The sequence below is a fragment of the Exiguobacterium undae DSM 14481 genome (genome assembly GCF_000620805.1).
In the GTDB taxonomy this organism is placed as follows: domain Bacteria; phylum Bacillota; class Bacilli; order Exiguobacteriales; family Exiguobacteriaceae; genus Exiguobacterium_A; species Exiguobacterium_A undae.
Genome location: NZ_KK211187.1, coordinates 2902003 through 2928128, shown reverse-complemented (window position 1 = coordinate 2928128; position 26126 = coordinate 2902003). Strand labels below are relative to the sequence as shown.

Genomic DNA, 26126 nt, shown 5'->3' with positions numbered 1-26126 from the left:
CTGAATCCCTCCTTACTTCTTGAGACGCGCGATGACGGCCATCAGTTCATCGACATACACATCCGTGTCCTCGTTGCCGGTTGCAGCATCGTGCATACACATTTTGACGTGACGTTCGATGATCTGCAGTTCCACTTGCCGGAGTGCGGCCTGAATCGATGCGGTTTGGGTCAAGATATCAATGCAGTAGCGGTCTTCCGCGACCATGTTGGCAATGCCGCGGACTTGACCTTCAATTCGTTTTAAGCGTTTCGTTAAGGCATCTTGTTCCTCGGATGAGCGGGGAACAAGCGGGTGATCATGTGCCATGAGAGGACACCTCCTTTTGGTTTCTTTGTCTGGTTCGACTATACCATATAGGTATGGGGGGTACCAGTATAAAGATTGAAAATAAAAAAAACCGCTTCATCCAAAAGGACAAAGCGGTCGTAAGAACTAATTGATTTACTGATTTGAGACTTGCGGTTTGACGATTTGTTCATTCAACGACCGGTTGCTGATGATATCTTCGGCTTGTGTCGCTCGTTTGATGAAGAACGAGAGCACAAACGCAAGACCGGCGATAAACGTCGAGATGAAGAAGGCATAGTTGATGCCGTCGAGCGTCGCCTGCATGACGATTTGCTGTTTCATGGCAGCCGCAGCCTCGGCAGTCGGTTGACTCGTCATGTTTTTCGCTGCTTCCTGCGCGAGTTCTGTCCCGCGTGTTTTTGCATGGGTCGACATGATCGTGACGAGCAGAGCAGTTCCGATCGCACCGGAGACTTGCTGTAACGTATTGTTCATCGCTGTCCCGTGCGGATAGTAACGGGTAGGCAACTGGTTCAGGCCGTTCGTCGAAACCGGCATCATGACCATCGACATCCCGAACATCCGGAGCGAATACAGGATGATCAAATGCGTATACGTCGTATCCATCTCAAGCTGACTGAAGTAGTAACTCGTGACAACCGTGATGAACAGTCCGGTAATCGCCAGCGGACGTCCGCCAATCTTATCAAACAATTTTCCGTTGATTGGCGACATGACAGCCATCAAGATGGCTCCCGGCAGTAACATCAGACCGGCATCGAGCGGAGAGATGCCGCGAATCGTCTGAACGTAGATCGGTAAGAGCAACATCCCGGAGAACATCGCGATCGTCACGACCATCGAGATGACCGACGACAGGGCGAACATCGGATACCGGTAAATTTTAAAGTTGAGCATCGGACGTTCCATCTTCAATTGACGCAGGATGAACGTGACGAGGGCAACAACTCCGATGATCAAGGCCAAGATGACATGGAGACTGTCCCATCCCTTAGAACCGGCAGAACTGAAGCCGTACAACAGACCTCCAAATCCAAAGGAAGACAAGACGACCGACGTAAAGTCGAGCTTGGCATTGGACCGTTCTTTGACGTCACGGAGTAAAACAAATCCGGTCACAAGAACGATCAAGGCGATCGGCGTGATGAAATGGAACAACATCCGCCAATCATAATGCTCGATGATCCAGCCGGATAATGTCGGACCGATAGCCGGTGCGCCCATCATGATAAGACCAAAGAAGCCCATCGCGGTGCCGCGTTTTTCAATCGGGAAACTGACAAGCATGACGTTCATCAAAAGAGGCATCATGATGGCAGATCCAGAAGCCTGGATCATCCGACCGGCAAGCAGGACCGGGAAGGCATCCGCAAAGCCGGCGAGAATCGTCCCGAGCGAGAACAAGGTCATCGCCAGCAGAAACAGGCGGCGGACTGAGAATTTTTGAATCAAGAAAGCGGAAGTCGGGATTAAAATCCCGTTAACGAGCATGAAACCCGTCGACAACCACTGAACGGTCGAGGTTTCAATGTTCAAATCCTTCATGATCGAAGGTAGGGCGATGTTAAGTAACGTGTTATTTAAAAAAGCAATAAAGGCACCGATCATCAGTACGGCAATGATGCCATAGGGGGGACGAGCGGAAGCAGATTTTTCGTGTTGCATGGGTTTCCTCCTTAATGAACTGGCAGTACACATTTCTATACGGTCGTTCTATCTGTTGTCTATCTTAATCTGATTCAACTTGAATTACAAATATTAATAGCTAAGAAAGATAATTTTATTTTTTGTAAACAAGATGAATTGATAAGAGGGATCGTCTCATATAAAAAAAGCGTCACTCCTTTTGCTTTGTTGAAAACAAAAGGAGTGACGCTTTAATAAAATGCACGTTATTATCCGACGTGTGTCTTCAGGGCATCCATCGTAATGTCGTAATGCGATGTCGTCCAAACAGCGCGTCCGTCCTGAATAAACAGCACTTGCGGTGACTCATGCCGGACATTGTAATGTTCTGCGATGTGATTCGACAAGGTCCGTGCTTCCTGAACCAACAAGTAAGCAGTCGGAACGGATGTCGTATCAGCATACTTCGTGTACTCGGAAAAACCAGCCGAACTGATCGGGCAGGTCGTACTGTGTTTACAGATGACGAATGTCGTATGTTCTGAAACAAATTGATCAAAGTCGGAAAGCGATTGTAATTTTCTAAGCTGTGTCATTCTATCATCCTCCATAAGTTCGTAAACGGTCACTTAACTTCAGATTCTCCCTGTAATCGACCGGACAGTCAATTAAAACGGGTCCGTCACTCAGGAAAGCTTGCTCGAGACAAGCGGAAAGTGTGCCGTGTTCTCCGACACGCAGACCAAGTGCGCCAAAGGCGACAGCGAGTTGCACGAGGTCCGGATTGTCGAATTCGATATAAGGTGCCCGTCCGTAAGCTTGCTGTTGTTTCCATTCGATCAGTCCATACGTCCCGTCACGCCAGATGATGACGACGATCGGCAATTTCAGCCGAACAGCCGTCTCAAGATCCTGACCATTCATTAAAAAGGCCCCGTCACCTGACGCACAGAGGACACGCCGGTCCGGATAAAGCAGTTTCGCGGCGATGGCACTTGATAACCCGTACCCCATCGAAGAGAAGCCGTTCGAAATGAACAGTTGATTCGGGCGTGTCGTTTGAAAATGCCGTCCGAGCCAAACTTTATGCGCGCCGACATCGGAAAAGACCATCCCGTCCGAACCAATCGCCTGTTCCAATTCCCGGACGATACTTTGCGGGTGAAGCGGCAGTGCCATCGAGTAGGGTGCCTGAATTTCCTTGCGTAATCGATCACGGTCTTGTTGCCAACCGGACCAGGCACGATTCGGCACGTCTTCGGCAAGTAACCGTAACGTATCCGGCAACGAACCAATCAAATTGGCGACGACCGGATAATACTGGTCCACCTCATGTTGATTCGTGTCGATATGGAGGACCGGTGTCCGGTTCGGGTTCCATTTCGACGGCGGCAGTTCCGTAATGTCATAACCAATTGCGATGATTAGATCGCTTTGGTCGATGATGCGTTGATTATAATCAGCGTTTGGCAGGCCGATCGTGTGAGCAGCGAGCTCGTGGTCGGACGCAATCGTTCCTTTTCCCATCATCGTCTCGACGACGGGGACACCTAAACGTTCGACGAAGTGACGAAAGGCATCCGTCGCTCCGCTCCGGTTGATGCCAAATCCTGCGATGACAACAGGTTTTGTCGCGTGCTCGATCTGTTGCAAGACAGCACTGTCCTTGACCGAGGTCGGATGCAGATACGTTGGAGCACTATCCACAAGCAAAGGAGTTTTGGCATCGACGTCAGCTTTAGCGATGTCTTCCGGGAAGGAGATGTGGGTCGCGCCCGGTTTTTCGGAAGCAGCTTGAGCAAACGCCTGACGGACGACTTCTGAAATGACTTCACCGGAAGAAATCGATGTACTGGATTTTGTAATCGGTTGGTACATCTCAACCAAATCGAACATCTGATGCGAGGCTTTATGTTGCCGCCACGTCGCCCCTTGCCCGGTAATCGCGACGACCGGAGAATGATCCATCGTCGCACTGGCGATACCGGTCATCATATTTGTTGCACCGGGTCCGAGCGTCGAAAGGCAGACGCCGGGGCGTCCGCTCAATCGGCCGAACATCGAGGCCATGAATGCCGCGTTTGTTTCATGACGTGTCGTCACGAAGGTGATGTCTGACTTACTGATCGCTTCGAGTAACGTAATGTTCTCTTCCCCCGGCACACCGAAAATGTGTGTCACACCTTCTGCTTTGAGACAATCGACGAATCGTTCAGCGGCGTTCATTGGTCGAGACCGCCAATCGAGACATACTTCGTTTCAAGATAAGCTTCAAGTCCTTCAGAACCGCCTTCACGTCCGACACCGGACTGTTTCATGCCGCCGAACGGTGCTTGAGCCGCCGAAGGAACACCGTCATTCCAACCGACGATTCCATAATCGAGATTTTCGATGGCCCGGAATGCACGGGCATAGTTGTTCGTAAAGACGTAAGACGCCAGACCAAACGGCGTCTGATTGGCATAATGAACGGCTTCTTCATCCGAACTGACCCGTTGGACGGGGGCGACCGGACCAAACGTCTCTTCGTTCATGATCAGCATCTGTGGAGTGACGTCAGCGAGAACCGTTGCTTCATAATAGTAGACATCCTGATCCTCGTCGGTTTGTCCTGTTCCGCCGGTTACGATCCGTGCACCGGCCGATGTGGCGTCATCGACATGTTTTTTGACTTTGTCGTAGCCGGACTTGTTGATCATCGGTCCGATTTTCGTGTCGTTGTCGAGTCCGTTGCCGGTTTTCAGTTTAGCTGTTTCTTGACCCAGTTTTTCGACGAAAGCGTCGTAAATCGAATCGGATACATAAATGCGGTTCCCACAGACACATGTTTGCCCGCCGTTCCGGAACTTCGATTTAATCGTTTCAGCGACAGCAAGATCCAAATCGCAGTCATCAAATACAAGGATCGGAGCATGTCCGCCAAGTTCGAGGGACATCGCCTTGATCGTCTCGGCACCTTGAGCCATCAATGTCCGACCGACTTCAGTTGAACCGGTGAAGGTGATCTTATCGACGTGGGGATGGGTCGCAAGCGATTCCCCCAAGTCTTTACCGCTGCCCGTTACGGCATTGACGACACCGTCCGGAATGCCGACTTCCTGACAGAGCTCAAGCAGGCGGAGTGCGGTCAACGGAGTAGCTGTTGGCGGTTTTAAGACAAACGTACAGCCGGCGACGAGTGCAGGTGCCAACTTACGTGTAATCATTGCTGCCGGGAAATTCCATGGTGTAATCGCAGCGACGACACCGACCGGCTGTTTGATGACATGCAGTCGTTTGTTTGTATCATGTGACGGAATGATCCGACCGTAGGCGCGTTTTCCTTCTTCCGCAAACCATTTGACGAAGTTCGCCGCATACTCGACTTCGCCTTCCGACTCGGCGAGGGGTTTTCCCATCTCGAGTGTCATCAGCCGTGCCAATTCATCCTTTTTCTCAAGCATCTTCGCATACAATTTTTCAAGTAAGGCAGCGCGTTCGTATACGCTTCGTTTCGACCATTCCGGAAAAGCCTTACGGGCGGCTTCGACGGCATCGTTGACATCTGACTTTGTTCCGTTCGGTACACTCCCGACGACTTCCCCGGTCGCCGGATTTTTGACATCGGTTCGTTCCCGCTCATGATTGAGCCATTGTCCATTAATCAAAAACTGTCCGTCCATCTTACAAAATCCCCCTTTTTTATTCGCATTGTTAAGGATATACCCGAAGATTGAAAAAAAGATTCATTTTTCCGGGAAAAGGTTGTGCAAAAGGCTAGAAATTGACCGATAAACAGTGTAGGATAATTCAGTAAATGTAATGTATTTCTGTTAGAAAAATTTTGTTTGAAAATCAAATTCGGCAATTGTGTAAAGTAACGGAATCAACCTCGAATCGTTGACATTCCAACTGGGTTTGATAAGATAAAGATAGGGTATTTGCGCAATCGGTTGCGCTATAAAAAACTAAACCGATGAATAGTATAAAACGTCGAGAATTTGTATAAAAAAACGGACAACAAAGACTGAAATACGAGAGGATTTATCCATAATGACACAAATGATACCGCGTCCGGAAACGGCACAAAAAACACTCACGCGAGCTTGGTGGAAAGAAGCAGTTGCTTATCAAATTTATCCACGCAGCTTTTATGATGCAAACAACGATGGAATCGGCGATATCCCGGGTATCATCGCAAAATTGGATTATCTGAAAGATCTCGGAGTCGATGTGTTATGGATTTGCCCGATGTTCAAATCACCAAACGATGACAACGGATATGACATCAGTGATTATGAAGACATCATGGACGAATTTGGAACGATGGCCGATTTTGATTTATTAATGGAAGAAGCACATAAACGCGATATTAAAGTACTGCTGGATTTAGTCGTCAATCATACGTCGGACGAACACCCGTGGTTCCTCGAATCCCGTTCGTCAAAAGACAACGATAAACGTGACTGGTACATCTGGAAGGATGCAGTCAACGGCGGTGAGCCGAACAACTGGGAAAGCATCTTCGGCGGTTCAGCCTGGGAATACGATGAAAAGACCGAGCAGTATTTCCTGCACGTCTTCTCACGTCGTCAACCCGATTTGAACTGGCGGAATAAAGACATGCGTCAAGCGGTCTACACGATGATCAACTGGTGGCTTGATAAAGGGGTCGACGGTTTCCGGATCGATGCCATCAGCCACATCAACAAGGATCAATCGTATGCCGACTTGCCAAATCCACTCGGTATGCCGCACGTCCCTTCATTTGAGATGCATATGAATGTCGAAGGGATTCACGAATATCTCGAAGAATTAAAGAATGAGACGTTCTCCAAATACGACATCATGACAGTCGGTGAAGCGAACGGTGTAACACCGGAAGAAGCCGATCTTTGGGTCGGAGAAGAAAACGGCAAAATGAACATGGTCTTCCAGTTCGAACACATGGATCTGTGGCGGGCTGACGCCGAAAAAGGCGTCGACGTTGTCAAACTGAAACAAGTTTTGACGAAATGGCAAAAAGGACTTGAAGAAACAGGCTGGAACGCACTGTATCTTGAAAACCACGATAAAGTCCGCTCCGTCTCGCTTTGGGGTGATGAAGGACAATACTGGAAACAAAGCGCGAAGTCACTTGCGATGATGTACTTCTTCATGCAAGGGACGCCGTTCATCTACCAAGGGCAAGAGATTGGGATGACAAACGTTCAGTTCCCCGACATCTCCGACTACGATGATGTCGCGACGAAAAACATGTACAACATGCAACTGGCATCAGGGAAAACACATGAAGAGATCATGGAAGTCATCTGGAACTCGTCCCGTGATAACTCCCGCACACCGATGCAGTGGACGAATGAACAAAACGGCGGGTTCTCGGAACAGTCGCCATGGTTCGGCGTCAATCCGAACTTCGCGGATATTAACGTCGCGTCCCAGCAAACAGATGAAGACTCGATCCTGAACTTCTACAAACGGATGATTCAGATTCGAAAGATGGAAGAAACGTTAATTTACGGAGAATACGACTTAATCCTTCCTGAGGATACAAAAGTGTATGCTTACACACGAACACTCGGAAATGAACAATTCCTGATCGTGACGAATCTAAAAGATGAAGTGGCGGAAGTCGATACCGACATCATTCTTCACTCGGATAACGTCATGCTCGCGAACTACGAGACGACGTATCACGAAGGAACAGAATTGACGCTTCAGCCGTTCGAAGCACGTCTGTACCGCGTACGCTGAGAAGAAGACCGGATTTGGCAGATGCTGAATCCGGTCTTTTTTGTTTTGGCGTACAGAAAGCAGAAGATGCAGGACATCAGAAAATCGTGTACGCTAGACGGTGAGGTGATAAAAAGTGAAACCAACACGTTATCCGGTGCGGTTGCGACAAGTCACATCGATTCAAGATGAAGCGATGCGAGAATCTGTCGAGCTTGAAACCGATGGCACATTGTTCGAAACGAAGGACGGGTTTGCCCTGAAGTTCATTCAAGAGGACGATCAACCGATTGACACGACCATCAAATGGTCACTCGATCAGGTGGCGTTGAACCGAAAAGGTCCGGTCTCGATGCATCATGTCTTCATACTGGGTCAAAAGACGAAAAGTGGTTATGAGAGCCAGTTTGGTCAGATGGTCATGGAGACGGAAACGGCAACAATCGAAATGACAGAACAACGCATGCAATTCCAGTACGACCTGATGATGAACCATCAGCCGGTCGGCACGTATACGATTGAATTAACTTGGGAACGGAGTGAGACAGATGGCATTTGAACAAACGGTAAAAGAGATGGAACAGATGCTCGAAGAAGATTGGTTCGAGTGGTTGGAAAATGATGAGCCGAAATACAACGAATGGCGCGATCAACTTGAGGCGCTTGCAGAGCAGGTCATGACGGAATACAATTCGAAAGTCGATTCGGACGCGATTGATTCCTTATTATTGATTAACGAAGACTTACCGGTCTTGTACGGTGAAGATACGGTCATGCTGTATACGGCGTTACTTCATTCACGAAAAGAAGATGATTCGGTCTACGAACGTTATTTGACGATCTTAGGTGCCTTTTCAGAAGAAAATCATCCGGCAATCCGGGAAGTCGAACAGGCCGTGTCGAAAAAAGATTACAAAACAGCATATGCACGTGCCGTGAAATTACCGCAATCGCTTGGATTAGAATAAGTATGTGCCGGAGCAGTTCCATTCAAAGGATATTTGAACGGGCTGCTTTTTTTGTGTTCATGACAAAGGGGGAATCAGCATGAGAACGTTATACCGGATTGTCGTCGGGATTGTCAGACAAGGGGATCAGTTGTTGTTGGTCAAAAATCAGGCGGATGGAGCGGAATCGATCTGGAGTCTGCCGGGTGGTGTGATTGAAGCCGGCGAGACGCTGGCGGACGCTTTAAAACGGGAGATGGCAGAAGAAACCGGACTGTCCGTCGAGACGTTCCAACTGGCATACGTGACAGAAAACTTCATCGAACAGTTTGATGCCCACAGTCTCGTTACCTATTTTGAGTGTACGGCCAGAGGCGAATTGTTACCAAATGACCCTGACCGAGAAGTCGTCGCCTGTCAGTGGGTGCCGATCGAACAGCTGGGGGACTATCTCCTGAATCGTGACGTGCTTGGACCGTTGCGGGATCACTTGCGGGAAGCATCAAGATCGTATTACGTATTCGAAAAGATGACATGGTAACAGTGTGACATTAAATCTTTACATTTATTAAAGTCTTCTCCATCATCCGTTTACATCGGTCTTCTACGATGAAGACAGAACAGATTTGAGGAGGAGTTACAATCATGAAGAAAACATGGATCACGACAAGCGTACTGGGAATGACATTAGTGGCAGGTGTCACGGCGTATACATATGAAGCACCACGACACGTCGAGGCAAAACCACAGACGGAGTCGAAGAAAAAGGTCAAAAATGTCATCATGATGATTCCGGACGGTTATTCTGCGTCATACGCAACAAATTATCGTTGGTACAACGGCGGTGACGAGACGGAACTGGATCGTCAGCTCAAGGGCATGATGCGGACATATTCCGCGAGTTCTAAAGTAACGGACTCTGCTGCGGCAGGAACGGCGATGGCAACGGGCACAAAAACGAACAACGGCACGATCGGGATGAATCCAAGTGGGCAGGAAGTTGAATCAATCCTTGACCGGGCGGACCGTGTCGGCAAATCAACGGGACTGGTAGCGACATCTGCCATCACACATGCGACGCCGGCTGTCTTCGCTTCCCACGTCGCTTCACGTGCCAACGAAGCAGACATCGCAAAACAATACATGGATGAGATGAAAGTAGATGTCTTGCTTGGCGGCGGTCAAAAGTATTTCTTTGATAAGGAAAATGGTGGCGTACAAGAAGCAGGAAACCTCGTCAAAAAAGCGGAACGCGCCGGATATCAATATGCCGACTCGCTGGAAAGTCTTCAGGAGACCGATGGGCGAAAAGTGCTCGGCTTGTTTGCCGAGGAAGGAATGGCACCGGAACTCGATCGAGAATTGACGAAACAACCAAGTTTGTCGACGATGACAAAAAAAGCAATTCAAACGCTGAATAAAGATAAAGAAGGATTTTTCCTGATGGTGGAAGGCAGTCAGATTGATTGGGCAGGTCATGCACATGATGCTGCCTGGGCGATGAAGGATTCGGACGCCTTCCACAAAGCCGTAAAAGAAGCGATGCGTTTTGCGGCAAAAGATAAAAACACGTTGGTCGTCGTAGCAGGCGATCATGAAACAGGAGGGATGACGGTTGGCGGTTATGATGAGTATGTGGCAAAGCCGGAAGTCTTGAAGAACGTCAAAGCAACCGGTGACCAGATGGTCCGTCAATTTAATGATGATTTGACGAATATCGCGGAAATCGTCAAACAAGAAACATCATTTGATTTGACTGCTCAAGAAGTCAAGACGCTCCAAACTGCTGATTCTAAAAAACGTGTCATGCTGTTGAATGAAATGATCAGTAAGCGGGCCTATGTCGGTTGGACGACAACTGTTCATACAGGTGTAGATGTTCCGTTGTATGCATACGGTCCCCACAGCGATCAGTTTGCCGGTTTACATGACAATACGGACTTACCCGGTTTAATTGCCAATGCGATGAAACTCAAGAAATAAGACAACAATCAGCAACAAAGAGATGAACGCAACGATTCATCCGGACACAAACGAGGATGTTCAGTTGTCGTCCTTGTCCCGTCTAAAAAAAATCACTCGTTTCATACGCAACTCCTGCAGGAGCTGCGTGTGAAAGAACGGGTGGTTCTTTTTTGTGTCAGCTCCTCTTTTCTTAGAAGGATGGGTGAACGGGTTTTGAGAAAAAAGAAGAGAGGAAAAGGTAAAGCATCACCATAAAAAGAGAAAGAAGCTGATTCTATGAAAGTTGTCCAAGTGAAGGGATACGGCGGTGTCGAGCAACTCGAAGTCGTCGAACGTTCAGTACCGAAACCGCGCGCCGGAGAAGTTCTGATCGAAGTGAAAGCATGTGGCATCAACAATACGGAAATCTGGATGCGGGAAGGCGCCTACGGAACGGACACCCAATCAGGCTGGAAACCGGAAGGCGTTCAGTTTCCTCGTGTCCCCGGTTCTGACATCAGTGGACGAATCGTGCAAGTCGGAAGCGGGGTCGACGAGGCACGCAACGGTCAAGACGTCGTCTTGTTTCCGTTCACTTCAGGCGGTCGGACGGGAACGGAACATATCAGTGAAGACATGGCGTTCATCGGATCAGAGTATGACGGAGGATATGCCGAGTATGTCGTTTGGCCGGCAGAACTGTGTTATGCGATGCCGCTAACCGATTACACGAAAAGTGCTGTTTTCTCCGTCAGTGGATTAACCGCATGGCACATGAACGAACAAGTGCAACTCCAACCGGGACAAACGGTCCTCGTTACAGGCGCAAACGGCGGCGTCGGTTCCTTGAATGTCCAGATTGCCGCCCGCGTGTTTGGGGCGACCGTCATTGCCGTGGTCGGAGATTTGAAGACGGAAGAGGCACTCAAACGTCTTGGCGCCACGCATGTCTTGTCGTACCACTCGGAACAATTGGCGGACGAGATCATCGCCGTTAACGGCGGACCGATTGACGCTGTGCTCGACGTGGTCGGGGATCCGATGTTCAAGACGGCGCTGACTGTTTTGAAAAATGGCGGGAAGTTCTGCATTTCCGGTTCTGCCGGCGGTCAGCAGACCAACTTGGATTTCCGGACGCTGTATTTAAAGCATTTGACGTTTTACGGCTCTGTCCTCGGAACACGTGCTGAATTTGCACGGATGCTTGACGCGATTGCTGCCGGCAAACTGGAACCCGTCATCGACCGGACATTTCCGCTGGAAGAAGCAGCGGCAGCCCAGACGTATTTTAAAGAGACAGGAAAGCTCGGGAAAATCGTATTAATACCGGATCAAAATTAAAAAACGTGATTGGTAAAACGTGTTGTTTTCACTCGCCTGAGTAAAGCGAGAGAGAACAATACGTTTTTTGTGTGGTCTTTCATCTAACAGCGTCTCAGAAAAAACATTAAAATAATGAATGAATAGCCATTCATTATATGCTATACTCATATCAAATAATGGCTTTAGGGGGAAAGGGGCTTGTTTCATGGGGACGTTTTTACTGATTAACTGGATTGCCTTCCTGCTCGTCGCAGGTTATGCAGGTTACTTGTTCGTCACGCTTGTCAAAAGTCGGTATGAGGCGATTCGCAGGGGGAAAAAGGCGGAATGGACGCTGACGAACAAAGAACGGCTCAATGCAGTTCTCGTCAACGTATTCGGTCAAAAGAAACTGTTGAAGGATAAGAAAAGTGGCACGATTCACGTCATGATGTTTTATGGATTTTTACTCGTTCAATTTGGAGCGATTGATTTTATCTGGAAAGGACTTGCGGTCGGACAACGTTTTCCGCACGTCCCGCTCGGACCACTGTATCCGATCTTTACATTTTTCCAAGAAATCGTCATGCTCGTCATCTTAGTGGCTGTCGTTTGGGGATTCTACCGCCGCTATGTTGAAAAACTGGTTCGTCTGAAACGGAACTTCATGGCCGGACTGGCGTTGATTTTCATCGGCGGGTTAATGGTCGCCGTTCTGTTCGGAAACGGATTTTTCCTGGTCTATGAAAATCATTCGACGTTCGGAGAACCGGTGGCGTCAGCGATTGCCTTTTTATTCAGCTGGGTACCGGAACAAGTGGCGTTTGGTCTGTTTGTCTTCTTCTGGTGGGTCCATCTCTTGTTCCTGCTGAGCTTCATGGTCTATATTCCACAAGGAAAACATGCGCACTTGATTGCCGGAACCGCCAACGTTTGGCTTGGACGGACATCAAAAGTCGGACGGATTACACCGATCGATTTATCGGTCATGGAAGAAGCGGAAGACGACGAAGCGGAATTCAGCTTTGGTGTCAACCGGATTGAAGATTTTAATCAGAAGCAACTCGTTGACCTGTATGCCTGTGTCGAATGCGGTCGCTGTACCAACATGTGTCCGGCGAGTGGAACCGGAAAGATGCTGTCACCGATGGACTTGATCGTTAAACTGCGTGATCACCTGAATATGAAGACGGCAGCGATCACTCAAAAATCTCCGTGGGCACCGGCGTTTGCCTTTGAAGGATCACAAGGCAATCAAATCGCGTCGCTTGCTGCGGCAGGTCAGATGGATGTTGTGCCGGATTCGCTGATCGGCAACGTCATCACAGAAGAAGAAATTTGGGCCTGTACGACATGCCGGAACTGTGAAGATCAATGTCCGGTCATGAACGAACACGTCGATAAAATCATCGACCTCCGTCGTCACCTTGTGATGATGGAAGGAAAAATGGATCCCGAGATGCAACGGACGATGGCGAACATCGAACGTCAAGGGAATCCATGGGGAATGAACCGGAAAGAACGCGAAAACTGGCGCAAAACGCGCGAAGAGTTGGTCGTGCCGACTGCAAAAGAAAAGAAAAAAGCCGGCGAAGAGTTCGAATACCTCTTCTGGGTCGGAGCAATGGGCTCATATGACAGCCGCAGTCAAAAAATCGCGATGGCGTTTGCGCGAATCTTAAATGAAGCGGACATCTCGTTTGCGATTCTCGGCAACGATGAGAAAAACTCCGGCGATACACCACGCCGCATCGGGAATGAGGTTCTGTTCCAGGAACTGGCGGAAGCGAACATCAAGTCGTTTGAGAAATACGGCGTCAAAAAAATCGTCACGATCGATCCGCATGCGTACAATACGTTCAAAAATGAGTACCCGGACTTTGGTCTCAGTCCGGACGTCGAAGTGTACCACCATACGGAATTGCTCGCCCGGTTGATTGACGATCAACGGATCAAACCGATCCATGAGGTCAGTGAACGGGTAGTCTATCACGATTCGTGTTACCTTGGTCGTTACAATGATATTTATGATGCACCGCGTTACATCTTAGAGAAGATTCCGGGAATCACGCTTGTCGAAACGGAACGCAACCGGGAAAAAGGGATGTGTTGCGGAGCCGGAGGCGGCATGATGTGGCAGGAGGAAAAAGTCGGGGCACGTGTCAATGTCGCCCGGACCGAGCAGTTGTTGACGGTTCAACCATCCGTCATCGGATCGGCTTGTCCGTACTGCCTGACGATGCTCAGCGACGGGACAAAAGCGAAGGAAGTCGATGAACAGGTTGCGACCTATGACGTCGTTGAACTGCTCGAACGGTCGATTGTCGGAACACCGATGAAGGAAGCGGTAACAAACTAAGTCTGAAAAATAGCTTGAGCAAACGGAACGTCTCCTCTAAGAAAGAGGGGGCGTTTTTTTTAGGTGCCTAATAAGCATAACGTTGTTGTGTACGGTTTAACCGTGGTATGATAAAAGCATTATTTAATGAGAGGGAGGTGAGGATCTTTGGGAAGGCGTTGCTTAAAATCGGTCAGGTCGCGGAGGCCACCGGCTTATCAAAACGGACGATCGACTACTATACATCGCTCGGTTTATTAACAACAGAGCGCACAGCATCCGGCTATCGTTTGTATACGGAAGATGTCATTCAACATATTCAAAAGATTGAGTATTTAAAAACACAACGGCTGTCCCTGCAAGAGATTCTTGCTTTCTTCACGGAGCGTGAAGTCAAAACGGGTGACGCCATTTATCAGGAAGTACAGCAGCTTCAAAACACGGTCACGGGACTCGAACAGCGTTTGATGCAGGCGACGGATTTTGAGAAACAAGAAATTCGGCTTGAATTGTCGCGTCGGTTAACATTGATTGCTTCGTTGATTGCTCAGCTGTAACAAAAAAATGGAGGTGACCCCTGTTTAGGGGATTTTGGATACTATATTATTTATCAATTTATTTTTAGTGGTGTTATTGATCGCGTTGACCGCGTTTTTCGTCGGATCAGAGTTTGCTGTCGTGAAGGTACGGATGTCGCGTCTGGATCAAATGATTCAGGAAGGAAACAAAAGTGCCATCTTGGCGAAAAAGATTGCCGGCGACCTCGATTATTACTTGTCTGCCTGTCAGCTTGGAATCACGGTAACGGCACTTGGTCTTGGGGCACTCGGTGAACCGACCGTCGAAAAAATCTTACACCCGGTGTTTGATGAATTTGGTGTGTCGGCTGCCGTTTCGACCTTATTGTCATTCGGGATTGCCTTTGTTTCCGTGACGTTTTTACACGTCGTTATCGGAGAATTGGCACCAAAGACACTTGCGATTCAGTATGCGGAAAAAATGACCTTATTGTTTGCCCGTCCACTGTATATTTTCGGGAAAATCATGTACCCGTTCATTTGGTTGCTGAATGGTTCGGCCCGACTGTTCCTTGGATTATTCGGTGTCAAACCGGCTGGACACGAACAAGCCCACTCAGAAGATGAGTTGAAAATCATCATGGCACAAAGTTTCCAAAGCGGTGAAATCAATCAGACGGAACTTGCGCTCATGCAGAACGTCTTTGCGTTTGACGAACATGTCGTAAAAGATTTGATGGTTCCGCGGATGCGGATGGCGACGATCTCAGAACGGTTGTCAAAAGACGAATTGATGGAAATCTTCATGGATAATCCGTTTACACGTTATCCGGTCACAGAAGAAAATGATAAAGACCGGATTCTCGGTTACATCAACGTCAAAGAGATGTTGACGGACTTCGCCAACGGGAATAACCATCCGGTCACACATTACGTGAAAGATTTACCGGTCGTCTCGGAAGTCACATCGCTCCAAGACACGTTGCGGAAAATGAAGAAAACGCGCTCTCACATCGTATTGGTCGTCGACGAATACGGCGGAACAGCCGGAATCGTCGCGATGGAAGACTTGCTCGAAGAGATCGTCGGTGAAATCCGTGACGAGTTTGACACGGATGAAGTCGAAGAAATCCAAGAGTTGCCGAACAATGAGTATCTGATTGCCGGTACTGTATTGCTGGAAGATCTTGAAAACCGATTCGGCTTGACGTTTACGAACGATGAGGACGTCGATACGATCGGCGGTTGGATTCAGATGCACAACATCGATTTACAACCGGGAGAACACATCGATACGGAAGCCTTCTCAGTCGAAGTGATCGAGATGGAAAACTATCAGATCAATCAAATTAAATTATGGTTGCACCCGCTTGAACAAGCGGAATAACCTGTTGCGTCTTTCGCCCTGTGCGGAAGGCGCTTTTTTTCGGGAAAAGATCAGTCGGAAATTGAAATTCACGGCGAATGTGTAAAGAATATTTCAGTTGGTAGGGAAACGGTGAAGCGACCGGGAAAGAGGTAACAAGACAAATAGAGGGTTCATGAGAAGGGAGGTTTCCGGTGCTTGAGCAAATTCCGTTTTTACTCAGCCGCTTAGGCATGTTGGCTTTACTGGCCTTTTTATTATCGCAGTGGCGGACGTCACGGCACCTGTTCCAGACGTCTTCGCGACGTGCCCATCACCTGGTGTTGTTAAGCGTGTTTGTTGTATCCGGCATCCTGATGAATTATGCCGGCATCGGCTTGTCGGCGGACCAGACGATTGATCCGTTGCTTGGACTTGCAGTCTCGCCCAATCAATGGGTCGTCGATACCCGACTGACGATTATCGTGACGAGTGGTCTGCTCGGCGGACCGCTTGTTGGCGGAGTGACCGGTTTGCTCGTAGGTTTTCACCGATTTTGGCTCGGATCGTTTGGTGCGGAATCCGGTTGGATCATCGCCGTTTTAGCGGGATTGTTAAGCGGATTGTACAGCCGGCACTGGCGGATGAAGGATCAGTATGCCTTGCTCCAACCGATCGGGATTGTCTTGAGTGCCGTCATTCTTGATATTGGGATTGCCCTGCTGTTAGCTTCAGACCAAGCCCTTGTCCTGGAATTGACACGCCAGGCCGTCTTTCCGATGTTGTTCGTCAATGCTGTCGGAATCAGTGTGTTCATCGCAATTCTGCGAGCCCAGTTAAAGCTTGAACATGAACTGTTTGTCCGCGAGTCGGCACGCGCATATCGCCTGCTTGATGCGATCCGTCCGTTACGGAAACATGGATTGACGGTCGACGTTGCCCGTCAGATCGGCACGACGATTTTGGCCGAGACGAAGATTAACCGTGTGGTATTGCTCGGCGCAGACGGGATTCTGGCGGATGTCCGAACGGGACACGACACCGCCGATTTGTTTCAACATCAGACGATTATCGAGTGGGTGGAAGCCGGAGTAGTCCACCGGTCGGAGGATGCACTGACGCATCAAATTGTCTCGTTCCACCCGTTCCAGATCGAAGGGAAAAAAGCCGGCATCGTCTGTTGGTTCCCGGCTAATCTGTTTGACGATACGATGGAACAGACAATGGAACAACTGGTCGGACTGTTGGCTCGGGAACTGGCGCTGTATCAAGACGAGCAACTCGAGCACTCTCCGAACCAAACGATCAAACCGATTTTAAGCATGAATTATCTGCTTGGCATCGTCGACGAAATCCACCAAACGGCGGATCCGGACAGCCCCGTCAAACATCAGCTGGGTGCGTTACGGCAACTGTTGACGACGGCTCGCCGGATGGATCTCCATCCGCTGCGCGAGGAGTTGCTGACGCTGAAGTCGTATTTATCGCTTGAAGGGATACGCCGGCATCATCCGTTGACATCTGCTGCCGTCACGATCGATCTCGACATCGAGACGGCTGTCGAAGAACATTTTGTTTTTCCGCTGCTCGTGACGCAACTGGTCGATAATGCGTTACGGCATGCCTTTCCGCAAAGTGGACCTCATCACCGGATCGACGTCCGGGCATTTCAGGAGGAAGCCCATTGGGTGTTGGAAGTGACGGACAATGGAACGGGACTGCCGTTAGACTTCTTGAAACGATGGGAGCAGGACAAAAAGCTTGAAACGAGTAATCTCTTTTTATTGCGCCGGGCCTTGATCCGGCGATATGGAACCACCGCTCAGTGCACGATCCATTCGCGACCCGGGAACGGGACGCGGATCAAAATCGTCCTGCCGATGGAAACCGACTGGACCTGACAATCGTTTGATTCCGCGTGCTGGAATCGGACGATTGTTTTTTTTTAGCTGATCCTGGGTAAAAATGAAAGCAAGAGCAGATTGATACAGGAGGATAAGGCGCATGATTACAACAAAAGAAGTCGGGTATTCCGGCGAGCAACCGATCATCGCTTTTACATTGATGAATCGCAGCGGACACAGCGTAGAGCTACTCAATTTAGGCGGGAAAATCACGGCAATCCGCGTTCCGGATCAACAGGGAACGATCGAAAATGTCGTCTTGGCCTTTGATGATATCGAAGAATATTTAGAAGATCCCCATCATTTAGGGGCGACGATCGGACGGGTCGGCGGTCGGATTGCCAACGGAGCATTTGCGCTCGAAGGGATGAATTATATCCTTGAACAAAACGAAGGCGATCATCATCTGCATGGCGGCAGCGTCAACTGGTCGAACCGATTTTTTGAACATGAAATCGACGGCGACACGCTCCACCTGTTGTTGACGAGTCCGGATGGCGAAAACGGTTATCCGGGACAACTTGATGTCCGGTTGACGATTGACTGGACCGATGACGATGCGTTGATTTTAACCTACCATGCGACGACGACGGCTTCGACACCGTTCAGTCCGACGAACCACACGTATTTCAATTTGACGGGAAATGCAAAAACGACGATTGAGCAGCACCGTTTGCGAATGGATGCACCGTTTTATATTCCGTTAAATGAGGAATCGGTTCCGACGGGTGAGATTTTATCCGTCAATGAGACTGTCTTTGACTTCCGGACAGCGCGTTCTCTGTATGAAGTGACACATGCGAGCGATGAAGCATTACGTCAGGCCGGCAGCGGCGTCGACCACCCGTTCCTATTAAAAGAAGGCGGGGAAATTGTATTGGAAGAGCCGGTCAGCGGTCGGACACTGCGTGTCGAGACCGATCAACCGGGCGTCGTCGTCTATACGGGCAATCATCTGGCGGGAGACTTTACGATTGCCGGACGTCGCGCAACACCGTATCTTGGAATTTGTCTTGAGACCCAGGGGTTGCCGGATGCCATCAATCAGCCGGATTTTCCGTCTGTCGTCTTGCGGGCAGACGAGGTCTATGAAAAACGGACGACCTTCCAATTTAGTCGGATGCAGTAACGTTTTTTTGCTAACATCCTAAGCGAGTATGGTAGGATAAAGCGAGAAGAATCTAACGGAGGCATAGGAAAATGACTAAAATAGCATGGGTGACCGATAGTATGGCCTATTTCAAAAAGGAAGAGGCAGAAGCAATCGGCGTCAATGTCGTACCGATTCAAATCTTGCTCGGTGAGACAGCATATAACGAAGATACGATTACCGTCGAACGGTTATTCCGCGCGCTTGAGGCAGACAAGAAGTTGGTCGCCAAAACCTCGCAACCGATTTTTGGGGAATTCGTCGGGACGTATGAACGATTAAAAGAAGAAGGATATGACTGTGCGATTGCTGTCCACTGTACGAACGGTTTGTCGAGTACGGTGCAAAGTTCAGCATCGGCAGCGGAAGCAGCCAGCTTCCCGGTCCATATCATTGATTCCCATACGGCGTTTGAAAACCAACAGGAATTCATCCGTTACGGCATGGAACTTGAAGCAGCAGGCAAGTCAGTCGAAGAAATTACGGCAGCCTTGCATGGACTGGCGAAGAAAACGCATTTCTACATGATCGTCGGAAACATGGAGACGATGCGCCGGGGCGGACGTGTCTCATCCGGTGATTTGTTCCTCGCCAACCTGCTCAGCATCAAACCGATCATCACGACGGACGAATCCGGAAAAATCGTCCCGTTTAAAAAAGCGCGGTCGCTGAAAAAGGCGTACATCGAAATCATTAAACAGGTCGAAGAAGCGATGCGTCAGCATACGTTTTATAAAAACCGGATTTATGTCGCAACGACGATGGCACCAGAGATGGCAGCTGATTTGCGCGCACAAGTCGCAGCAAAATTCCCGGAACTGACGGTGCTCGACGGGACGTTCGGTCCGGCAATCGGAACACACGCCGGAGCAGAAACAGTCGGCTTGTTCTGGCTGAATGACTAAAACACAACGAAAAACCAGAATCGATTCCTTGAGGCAGGGAATTGATTCTGGTTTTTTTATGTCGATCAGGCAAGAATGATTCCTAAAAAAGCGGCACCGATCCCGCAGAGGTAACTGAGTCCGAGATACAGCACCAATGTCTTTCGATTTTGATTCTGAACGAGTTGTAGCGTTTCCAGCTTAAAGGTCGAAAACGTCGTAAATGAGCCGAGGAATCCGGTCCCGAGCAACAACGTCCAGGTCGAATCGAGGTGGGAGCCGATGACAAGACCGAGTAAAAACGAACCGAGCACATTGATGAGGAATGTCGCCAACGGAAAATCCTGTTTCCACACTGTTTTCATCCACTGGCTTAAGGCGAAGCGGCTGATTGCCCCAAAAAAGGCACCGGTCGCAAGAGCAAGGAGATTCATGAGACCTCCTCCTTTTGAAAGCGGCGTAACCGGCGTGTTCCGAGGAGGTAACCCACGTAAGACAACAACAGGCCGCCAAACAAACTGAGACTGATATAGGCGAACGCATAACTGTACACACCAGCCCGCAACAATTCAACCGATTCGACACTGAACGTCGAGAAGGTCGTGAAGGAACCGACAAAACCGGTTCCAAGTGCCGTCATCGCATACTGATGCAGCAAGGTTGTCTTAAATAAAAAATGTGTCGCGTAGCCAAGCACGAAGCAACCGATTAAATTGATGCTTAACGTCGTCCACGGGAACACACCCACTGCAACGTGTCCGATGAGAAGACCAAGACCGTACCGGGCAGAGGCACCGAGTATACCGGCGAGCCCGACTAATAGATAGAGCATCAGGAGCCTCCTTTCACTCATTTTGTATCCACCATACGCTTTTCGGAAATCAAGCGTCAAGTCATGAAAATTTACATGAAGACTAAACGTCATCTCAAAATCGGACGATAAGAAAAGTGTACGAATCCAACAGAAGGAGTTTTGCAGATGATCTCACCGCTTGAACGATTGAGTTCAAAAATACTCTCTCGTCTGATTCCTGTATTGATTACAATTGCCCATCCCTTGATTTTTATTTTTGCACAAATCGGCTATGTCCCGATGAGTGTCTTTTATCAGTTTTTAGCCGGCGGGCTGTTATTAACAGTCGCGTTGCTTGCCGGAAATCAGTTTTTTGGTGAAAAGCCGAGCGGGAAATACATTCAAATCGTCTTGACGTACCTTGTCCTGGCACTGGTGCTTGTCACCTTACCGTCCCAAAGCATCTGGACGATTGCCTATCTCTATCTGACAATCTCGATTGTTTATCTTATCCCGCACCTGGTCGTACTCGCAGGTGTCCTCGGATTGTTTGAACTGGTTCTCTTTACGATGCTTGGAACCATCGTCTTTACGAACACGTTTGACATGATCGTTGCTTTCGTCATCTACTTGATGGTCTTTTCGGCAGCGACGTTCGTCGCCGTATTTGGGCGAAACGTCATGCGGGAAGTGAAGCGCCAACAAGAAAAAGCCGAGCATTATGCAGAGACGTCTCAACTGACGCTTCGTCAGTCAGCGGCGACCGCAACGGATGTCACGACGTTCACCGAAGAGATGAGTGAAACGGTCGATACGGCAAAAGCTTCATTTGAGAAAATTGATCAAGCAATGCAGATGCTGGCGGACAATTCTTCGAAAAATGCCCAATCCGTCCGACAGATTAAACGGATGAACACCGATAACGTCGAGTTGATGGCAGATGTGGCAACAGCCGTCGATCGGGCACTTGCCCTCAGTTCGTCATCAAAAGTCACCGCGGAGCAAAGTCAGGCTACGATCAGCGAAGCCGGCGAGTCGTTACAACAATTAACCGAAAGCATGGATGAATCCGTCACGGCCTTTGGACAGCTCGCAGGACGCTTCAAAGAGATCGTCAGCATCACCTCGAGCATCAATGCGATTGCGACACAAACCAATCTGTTGAGCTTAAATGCCTCGATTGAAGCGGCACGTGCCGGTGAGTTCGGGAAAGGGTTCACCGTCGTCGCTCAGGAAATCCGGAATCTGTCCGCGCAGACGGCAGCGGCTTCGACGGAAATCAATCAGATCATCGAACGGGTTGATCGTGATGTCATGCACACCGGAAACTCGATTGATGCCAGCACCAGCTTGCTGCGGGAGCAGGAGGCGCGGATGCAACGGAGTCAAACTGCGTTACAGACGATTGCGACAGACTCGAATGATTCCGTGCAGGCGATCAGCGGTGCACAACAGCAATTCGTGACGATCACGAACAGTCTGACGAACATCGCACAGGCGACGGAACAGCTTGATGCCTTCATGGATCTGTTACTGACGAGCAGTGATCAACTGTCCGGATTGACACGGTCGCAAGTCGAACAAATCGTTGATTTACAGCAGGCCATCCATACATTAAATGCCACGGCATCAACACTGCAACAGACAGCTCATGCCTGACACCGGTGTACCGATTCTGACGAGTCGGTACACTTTTTTCGTTTGTCGCAAGTGGTGAACGGGAACAACTAAGAGGTACAACAAGCAGAGGAGGAAATGACATGAAAGCAGCCTATATTGAACAGTACGGTGGTTCGGAGCAATTTAAAGTGGGGGAACTGGACCGTCCGGGTATCGGAGCGGATGACGTCTTGATTGCAGTGCACGCCGCGAGTGTCAATCCGGTTGATTGGAAGTTGCGTGAAGGATACTTAAAAGAAATGCTCAGTTACGATATGCCGCTCGTCATCGGTTGGGACGTGTCCGGTGTCATTGAAGAAGTCGGGGCGAACGTGACGGACTTAAAAGTCGGCGACGAAGTGTTCAGCCGTCCGGATATCGCCCGTCAAGGGACCTATGCGGAATACGTCGCAGTCGATGCTCATCTTGTCGTCAAGAAACCGGAAGCGCTGACGTTCGAAGAGGCAGCGTCACTCCCGCTCGTCGCCCACACGGCATGGCAGGTCATGTTTGAAGTGATGGACGCGAAAGCGGGGGACAAAATCTTTATCGGTGCCGGGTCAGGCGGCGTCGGAACAGTCGCGATTCAACTCGCGAAAGCACACGGGCTGCATGTCATCACCTCGACGAGCACAAAAAACGTCGACTGGGTTAAAGCGCTCGGAGCAGACGAAGTCATCGATTACAAACAGGAAGACCCGGCGGATCGTGTCCGTGATCTTGATTTTGTATTTGATACGATGGGCGGCGACGGACAAGCGAAGTTGTACCACATGCTTAAACCAAACGGAATGCTCGTCTCGATTTCGACACCACCCGACGAAGATCAAGCGAAGGAAGCACAGGCACGCGTCGCCTATGTCTTCATGCAACCGACAGGCGAGCGGCTGCAACATATCGCCGAAGCCGTTGAACGAGGTGAATTGAAACCGGTCGTCGACCGGATCTTTGATTTAGACCAGATTAAAGAAGCGCATGATTACGGCGAAGAAGGTCATGCCAAAGGGAAAATCGTCATTAAAGTGAAGTGAGCAAGAAAACAGAACGCGCTCTCAAATAGACCAAAGTCAATATCCTTACGTAATCCATGAGATACACAGGCAAGACTTCGCTTTCCTCGGGCGAAACGTGAGCCTCCTCGTCGCCTGCGCGACTTGCGGGGTCTCACCGGTTCCGCTTTTCCCGTAGGAGTCTTCGTCTTGCCTGCTTCTCTAGTAATCTCCTGAAAATCACACAAGAAAGCCGATCCCTTCTTTTTTTAAAGAGGAGGGATCGGCTTTTTGCACGAAGCTGGATTTAATGGTCTCAATAGACCTGTTCGGATGCCAACAGTCGGTCGAGTAACTGTAACGTATCCGGCTGACGGACCAGCATCTGTTGCAGGTGTGGTAATTCTGCCTGCAGAAATTCCCGGTAGAGACGAGCTGCTTCGCCATGCGTGGACGGAACGAGGACCGCATAAATCGCTTCCAGGCGCAGGCGTGGAGCGTCCGGTAAATAATCAGGAATCGTCTTTAAACCGAGTTGGGCCCGGTCGGGGACGTAACGGTGCAGCAACACTTTGGCGAATTTCGTCAAGGCACTCCGCAACATTTCAACCGCCCATAAGGCATTGCCGCGTCCGGCCGCTTTTTGGTACTGGAACAGGAACCAGATCGCATCAATCGCTTCGTCTTCTGCTTCTTGTGTACTCAGTGCTAAAGAGGACGTGTCGGTATAGCGCTCGAGTTGTCCGGCCGGATCGTACAGAACACGGATCGTATCGTGGTGATTCAAGGAATCGAGTGTCACCGTAAACAAATCAATATGTAAGAGGTCGTCATAGACGGCAATCAACTGCGGGGCGACGATGAAGATGTCGTCTTTCCAGATGATGGGGCGGTAAGCAGACAGATGATCCATCCGGCGTGTCAAAAAATCGGGCATTGTGTTACCGGCGACTAGGCAATAAAGGTCAATATCTGAATAGACATCTTCCTCTCCACGGCCAAATGATCCTTTCAGAAAGACGGCTTCGACGGCCGGATCTTGTTTTAAGCTTTCAAGCAACTGTTCAATCGCATAAAGTTGACGCATTGGTTTCGCTCCCTTAAGTAGTCTATTCCGTCAGTATACGTGAAATTAGGGATATTATTCCATAAAAAAGAGCGATTCGATTAAAATGAATCGCTTGCACTAGAAGCAGTGGTTTCTTGTAGCATTTCTTTCTGCGCCAAATGGTCGACGTGTTTTTCACCCCACGCGTTGATGGCGTGGAGGACTGGAATGAGCGTCTTGCCATAATCAGTCAGTGAATACTCGACACGGGGCGGGACAACCTGATAAATTTCCCGGTGGACAATATCGTTCAGTTCCAGTTCCCGGAGCTGGGCCGTCAGCATTTTTTGCGTGATGTTCGGCAGATGCCGTTTCAGCTCGCTGAAGCGAAGGGTGTCATGGGTAATTAATTCGAGCAAAATCGACGGTTTCCATTTTCCAGTCAGAATTTCTAGTGCGGTCTCGACACGACAGCTGGGTGTCTGTTCCATCATGGTGCCTCCTTCGTGGTATCGTTTAGGATACTATACCACCTTTTAGTGCCTACTTCCGTTCCGGTCGCTCCTGATGGATAATGAACACACGAAGCGAATCCATGAGGAGGAAAAAAGATGAACATTGACCCAAACATTACACTCGGACCCGTCCGTTTACGGATTACGAATTTAGCTCAATCGATTACCTTTTACCGTGATTCACTCGGCTTGACGGTCTTGGCACAAGACGAACAGACGGCCACACTCGGTGCCAAAACGACACCGCTCGTAGTGCTCGACCAGCACAGTACGGCAAAACAACTGCCGAACAATTCGGTGGCCGGCTTGTATCATTTCGCAATTTTATTGCCGAACCGAAAAGAGCTCGGATTTGTCATCCGTAATCTGATTGCCCAAGGAGTTGAACTCGGACAAGGCGATCATCTTGTCAGCGAAGCATTTTATTTGTCGGATCCGGACGGGAACGGCATTGAAATTTATGCCGATCGTCCACGCGAGACGTGGACCTACGAAGCGAACGGTGACGTCAAGATGACGACCGATCCGGTTGATTGGCAAAGCATGCTCGTGGAAGCGGGTGAGGAAGAGTGGTACGGAATGCCGGCGGATACGGTCATGGGACACGTTCATTTCCACGTCAAATCGCTGGAAGCGGCGCGGAAGTTTTATGTCGAGACGCTCGGCTTTGATGTCGCGGCGGATGCTTCCCGGATGCGGGCATTATTCCTTGCTGCCGGTGGTTATCATCACCATATCGGAACAAACGTCTGGGCAGGTGTTGATGCGCCGGAAACACCATCGGACGCCGTTGGACTTTCATACTGGACACTGATTTATCCGACTGAAGCATCACGTGAAGCAGCAGTTTCGGCAATCGAACAGACGTCGTATGAGATGAACCGGACGGGCGACGCTATTTACGTGACGGATGACGCCGGGATCACCGTTCGATTGGCTCTGGCTCCGTCTGAGTGATCGACACTGCAGATAAAACAATATCCCCCGCCACATGACGATGTCGTGTCGCGGGGGATGTTTGGGTTGAAAGATAAGGGGAGACTGATTTTAAAGCAAAAACAGTTGAACCGATAGGAATCCGGATAACGGTATCATTAGCTTTGATCCGAATAAATGCGTCTGCATGTACATGTAAGCGAG

The 26126-nt window shown here is 49.5% G+C and carries 24 protein-coding genes and 1 pseudogene; 15 read left to right on the top strand and 10 right to left on the bottom strand.

Features of this window, described 5'->3' with window-relative positions; genetic code table 11:
* Positions 1 to 12 precede the first annotated feature (12 nt).
* The 5 genes from P397_RS0115790 to P397_RS0115770 form a co-directional block, all read right to left on the bottom strand.
* Positions 13 to 309: a metal-sensitive transcriptional regulator gene (locus P397_RS0115790; RefSeq protein WP_028107147.1), complete on the bottom strand. Its 297-nt coding sequence runs from the start codon at positions 307 to 309 to the stop codon at positions 13 to 15.
* Positions 310 to 444: 135 nt separating this feature from the next.
* Positions 445 to 1977: a DHA2 family efflux MFS transporter permease subunit gene (locus P397_RS0115785; protein ID WP_028107146.1), complete on the bottom strand. Its 1533-nt coding sequence runs from the start codon at positions 1975 to 1977 to the stop codon at positions 445 to 447.
* 230 nt (positions 1978 to 2207) lie between these two features.
* Complete coding sequence (gene ytxJ / locus P397_RS0115780; protein WP_028107145.1) at positions 2208 to 2534, bottom strand: bacillithiol system redox-active protein YtxJ; 327 nt, start codon at positions 2532 to 2534, stop codon at positions 2208 to 2210.
* A 4-nt stretch (positions 2535 to 2538) separates the two neighbouring features.
* Complete coding sequence (locus tag P397_RS0115775; protein WP_028107144.1) at positions 2539 to 4164, bottom strand: acetolactate synthase large subunit; 1626 nt, start codon at positions 4162 to 4164, stop codon at positions 2539 to 2541.
* Complete coding sequence (locus P397_RS0115770; RefSeq protein WP_028107143.1) at positions 4161 to 5600, bottom strand: NAD-dependent succinate-semialdehyde dehydrogenase; 1440 nt, start codon at positions 5598 to 5600, stop codon at positions 4161 to 4163. Before P397_RS0115770 ends, P397_RS0115775 begins: the two co-directional genes overlap by 4 nt.
* A 370-nt stretch (positions 5601 to 5970) precedes the next feature.
* Here P397_RS0115770 and P397_RS0115765 point away from each other — a divergent pair, with 370 nt between their 5' ends.
* The 12 genes from P397_RS0115765 to P397_RS0115710 all read left to right on the top strand — a co-directional run bounded on the left by P397_RS0115765 (position 5971) and on the right by P397_RS0115710 (position 20003).
* Positions 5971 to 7671 (top strand): glycoside hydrolase family 13 protein, encoded by a 1701-nt coding sequence (locus tag P397_RS0115765; protein WP_051524068.1) that lies wholly within the window; start codon positions 5971 to 5973, stop codon positions 7669 to 7671.
* A gap of 115 nt (positions 7672 to 7786) precedes the next feature.
* On the top strand, positions 7787 to 8209 hold the full coding sequence (locus tag P397_RS17480; protein WP_233550706.1) for a DUF1934 domain-containing protein: 423 nt from the start codon (positions 7787 to 7789) through the stop codon (positions 8207 to 8209).
* Positions 8199 to 8618, top strand: coding sequence for a hypothetical protein (locus tag P397_RS0115755; RefSeq protein ID WP_026834156.1), 420 nt, complete (start codon positions 8199 to 8201; stop codon positions 8616 to 8618). Before P397_RS17480 ends, P397_RS0115755 begins: the two co-directional genes overlap by 11 nt.
* Before the next feature lie 79 nt (positions 8619 to 8697).
* On the top strand, positions 8698 to 9138 hold the full coding sequence (locus tag P397_RS17475) for an NUDIX domain-containing protein (protein ID WP_051524067.1): 441 nt from the start codon (positions 8698 to 8700) through the stop codon (positions 9136 to 9138).
* Between the two features lie 104 nt (positions 9139 to 9242).
* A complete protein-coding gene (locus P397_RS0115745; protein ID WP_035414283.1) occupies positions 9243 to 10580 on the top strand; it encodes an alkaline phosphatase in 1338 nt (445 codons plus the stop codon).
* A gap of 258 nt (positions 10581 to 10838) precedes the next feature.
* Positions 10839 to 11882, top strand: a complete 1044-nt coding sequence (locus P397_RS0115740) for a zinc-binding dehydrogenase (RefSeq protein WP_028107140.1) — start codon at positions 10839 to 10841, stop codon at positions 11880 to 11882.
* A 187-nt stretch (positions 11883 to 12069) separates the two neighbouring features.
* Positions 12070 to 14202: a (Fe-S)-binding protein gene (locus tag P397_RS0115735; RefSeq protein ID WP_028107139.1), complete on the top strand. Its 2133-nt coding sequence runs from the start codon at positions 12070 to 12072 to the stop codon at positions 14200 to 14202.
* A 137-nt stretch (positions 14203 to 14339) separates the two neighbouring features.
* The gene (locus P397_RS0115730) at positions 14340 to 14738 is read left to right on the top strand and encodes a MerR family transcriptional regulator (RefSeq protein WP_028107138.1); all 399 of its coding nucleotides are present in this window, start codon (positions 14340 to 14342) and stop codon (positions 14736 to 14738) included.
* A gap of 34 nt (positions 14739 to 14772) precedes the next feature.
* Positions 14773 to 16086 (top strand): hemolysin family protein, encoded by a 1314-nt coding sequence (locus tag P397_RS0115725; protein ID WP_026834150.1) that lies wholly within the window; start codon positions 14773 to 14775, stop codon positions 16084 to 16086.
* Between the two features lie 173 nt (positions 16087 to 16259).
* Positions 16260 to 17945, top strand: coding sequence for a LytS/YhcK type 5TM receptor domain-containing protein (locus tag P397_RS0115720; protein ID WP_028107137.1), 1686 nt, complete (start codon positions 16260 to 16262; stop codon positions 17943 to 17945).
* A 103-nt stretch (positions 17946 to 18048) separates the two neighbouring features.
* Positions 18049 to 19077, top strand: coding sequence for an aldose epimerase family protein (locus tag P397_RS0115715; RefSeq protein ID WP_028107136.1), 1029 nt, complete (start codon positions 18049 to 18051; stop codon positions 19075 to 19077).
* A gap of 71 nt (positions 19078 to 19148) precedes the next feature.
* The gene (locus P397_RS0115710) at positions 19149 to 20003 is read left to right on the top strand and encodes a DegV family protein (RefSeq protein ID WP_028107135.1); all 855 of its coding nucleotides are present in this window, start codon (positions 19149 to 19151) and stop codon (positions 20001 to 20003) included.
* Between the two features lie 65 nt (positions 20004 to 20068).
* Here P397_RS0115710 and crcB (P397_RS0115705) read toward each other — a convergent pair whose 3' ends face one another.
* On the bottom strand, positions 20069 to 20416 hold the full coding sequence (gene crcB, locus P397_RS0115705; protein WP_028107134.1) for a fluoride efflux transporter CrcB: 348 nt from the start codon (positions 20414 to 20416) through the stop codon (positions 20069 to 20071).
* Positions 20413 to 20814, bottom strand: a complete 402-nt coding sequence (crcB, locus tag P397_RS0115700) for a fluoride efflux transporter CrcB (RefSeq protein ID WP_028107133.1) — start codon at positions 20812 to 20814, stop codon at positions 20413 to 20415. The genes crcB (P397_RS0115705) and crcB (P397_RS0115700) overlap by 4 nt, the downstream gene beginning before the upstream one ends.
* A 147-nt stretch (positions 20815 to 20961) precedes the next feature.
* On the opposite strand from crcB (P397_RS0115700), the gene P397_RS0115695 reads away from it, so the two are divergent.
* Together P397_RS0115695 and P397_RS0115690 are read left to right on the top strand one after the other, a co-directional pair.
* Positions 20962 to 22434: a methyl-accepting chemotaxis protein gene (locus tag P397_RS0115695; RefSeq protein ID WP_028107132.1), complete on the top strand. Its 1473-nt coding sequence runs from the start codon at positions 20962 to 20964 to the stop codon at positions 22432 to 22434.
* A gap of 101 nt (positions 22435 to 22535) precedes the next feature.
* Entirely contained in the window at positions 22536 to 23465 is a 930-nt protein-coding gene (locus P397_RS0115690) for an NADP-dependent oxidoreductase (RefSeq protein ID WP_028107131.1), read from the top strand.
* Here P397_RS0115690 and P397_RS18140 read toward each other — a convergent pair.
* The 3 genes and pseudogenes from P397_RS18140 to P397_RS17470 form a co-directional block, all read right to left on the bottom strand.
* Positions 23429 to 23636: pseudogene (locus P397_RS18140) on the bottom strand (hypothetical protein); the annotation flags it as partial. The gene P397_RS0115690 and the pseudogene P397_RS18140 sit on opposite strands and share 37 nt — an antisense overlap.
* A gap of 103 nt (positions 23637 to 23739) precedes the next feature.
* A complete protein-coding gene (locus tag P397_RS0115685) occupies positions 23740 to 24510 on the bottom strand; it encodes a nucleotidyltransferase domain-containing protein (protein ID WP_028107130.1) in 771 nt (256 codons plus the stop codon).
* An 80-nt stretch (positions 24511 to 24590) separates the two neighbouring features.
* Positions 24591 to 24962: a winged helix-turn-helix transcriptional regulator gene (locus tag P397_RS17470; protein WP_035414279.1), complete on the bottom strand. Its 372-nt coding sequence runs from the start codon at positions 24960 to 24962 to the stop codon at positions 24591 to 24593.
* 120 nt (positions 24963 to 25082) lie between these two features.
* Here P397_RS17470 and P397_RS0115675 point away from each other — a divergent pair, with 120 nt between their 5' ends.
* Positions 25083 to 25943, top strand: a complete 861-nt coding sequence (locus P397_RS0115675) for a VOC family protein (RefSeq protein ID WP_028107129.1) — start codon at positions 25083 to 25085, stop codon at positions 25941 to 25943.
* The last annotated feature ends 183 nt before the right edge of the window (positions 25944 to 26126 follow it).

Coding starts and splice junctions, on each gene's coding strand:
- P397_RS0115790 (WP_028107147.1), bottom strand. CDS start 309: ATGGCACATGATCACCCGCTTGTTCCCCGCTCATCCGAGGAACAAGAT.
- P397_RS0115785 (WP_028107146.1), bottom strand. CDS start 1,977: ATGCAACACGAAAAATCTGCTTCCGCTCGTCCCCCCTATGGCATCATT.
- ytxJ (WP_028107145.1), bottom strand. CDS start 2,534: ATGACACAGCTTAGAAAATTACAATCGCTTTCCGACTTTGATCAATTT.
- P397_RS0115775 (WP_028107144.1), bottom strand. CDS start 4,164: ATGAACGCCGCTGAACGATTCGTCGATTGTCTCAAAGCAGAAGGTGTG.
- P397_RS0115770 (WP_028107143.1), bottom strand. CDS start 5,600: ATGGACGGACAGTTTTTGATTAATGGACAATGGCTCAATCATGAGCGG.
- P397_RS0115765 (WP_051524068.1), top strand. CDS start 5,971: ATGACACAAATGATACCGCGTCCGGAAACGGCACAAAAAACACTCACG.
- P397_RS0115755 (WP_026834156.1), top strand. CDS start 8,199: ATGGCATTTGAACAAACGGTAAAAGAGATGGAACAGATGCTCGAAGAA.
- P397_RS17475 (WP_051524067.1), top strand. CDS start 8,698: ATGAGAACGTTATACCGGATTGTCGTCGGGATTGTCAGACAAGGGGAT.
- P397_RS0115745 (WP_035414283.1), top strand. CDS start 9,243: ATGAAGAAAACATGGATCACGACAAGCGTACTGGGAATGACATTAGTG.
- P397_RS0115740 (WP_028107140.1), top strand. CDS start 10,839: ATGAAAGTTGTCCAAGTGAAGGGATACGGCGGTGTCGAGCAACTCGAA.
- P397_RS0115735 (WP_028107139.1), top strand. CDS start 12,070: ATGGGGACGTTTTTACTGATTAACTGGATTGCCTTCCTGCTCGTCGCA.
- P397_RS0115715 (WP_028107136.1), top strand. CDS start 18,049: ATGATTACAACAAAAGAAGTCGGGTATTCCGGCGAGCAACCGATCATC.
- P397_RS0115710 (WP_028107135.1), top strand. CDS start 19,149: ATGACTAAAATAGCATGGGTGACCGATAGTATGGCCTATTTCAAAAAG.
- crcB (WP_028107134.1), bottom strand. CDS start 20,416: ATGAATCTCCTTGCTCTTGCGACCGGTGCCTTTTTTGGGGCAATCAGC.
- crcB (WP_028107133.1), bottom strand. CDS start 20,814: ATGCTCTATCTATTAGTCGGGCTCGCCGGTATACTCGGTGCCTCTGCC.
- P397_RS0115695 (WP_028107132.1), top strand. CDS start 20,962: ATGATCTCACCGCTTGAACGATTGAGTTCAAAAATACTCTCTCGTCTG.
- P397_RS0115690 (WP_028107131.1), top strand. CDS start 22,536: ATGAAAGCAGCCTATATTGAACAGTACGGTGGTTCGGAGCAATTTAAA.
- P397_RS0115685 (WP_028107130.1), bottom strand. CDS start 24,510: ATGCGTCAACTTTATGCGATTGAACAGTTGCTTGAAAGCTTAAAACAA.
- P397_RS17470 (WP_035414279.1), bottom strand. CDS start 24,962: ATGGAACAGACACCCAGCTGTCGTGTCGAGACCGCACTAGAAATTCTG.
- P397_RS0115675 (WP_028107129.1), top strand. CDS start 25,083: ATGAACATTGACCCAAACATTACACTCGGACCCGTCCGTTTACGGATT.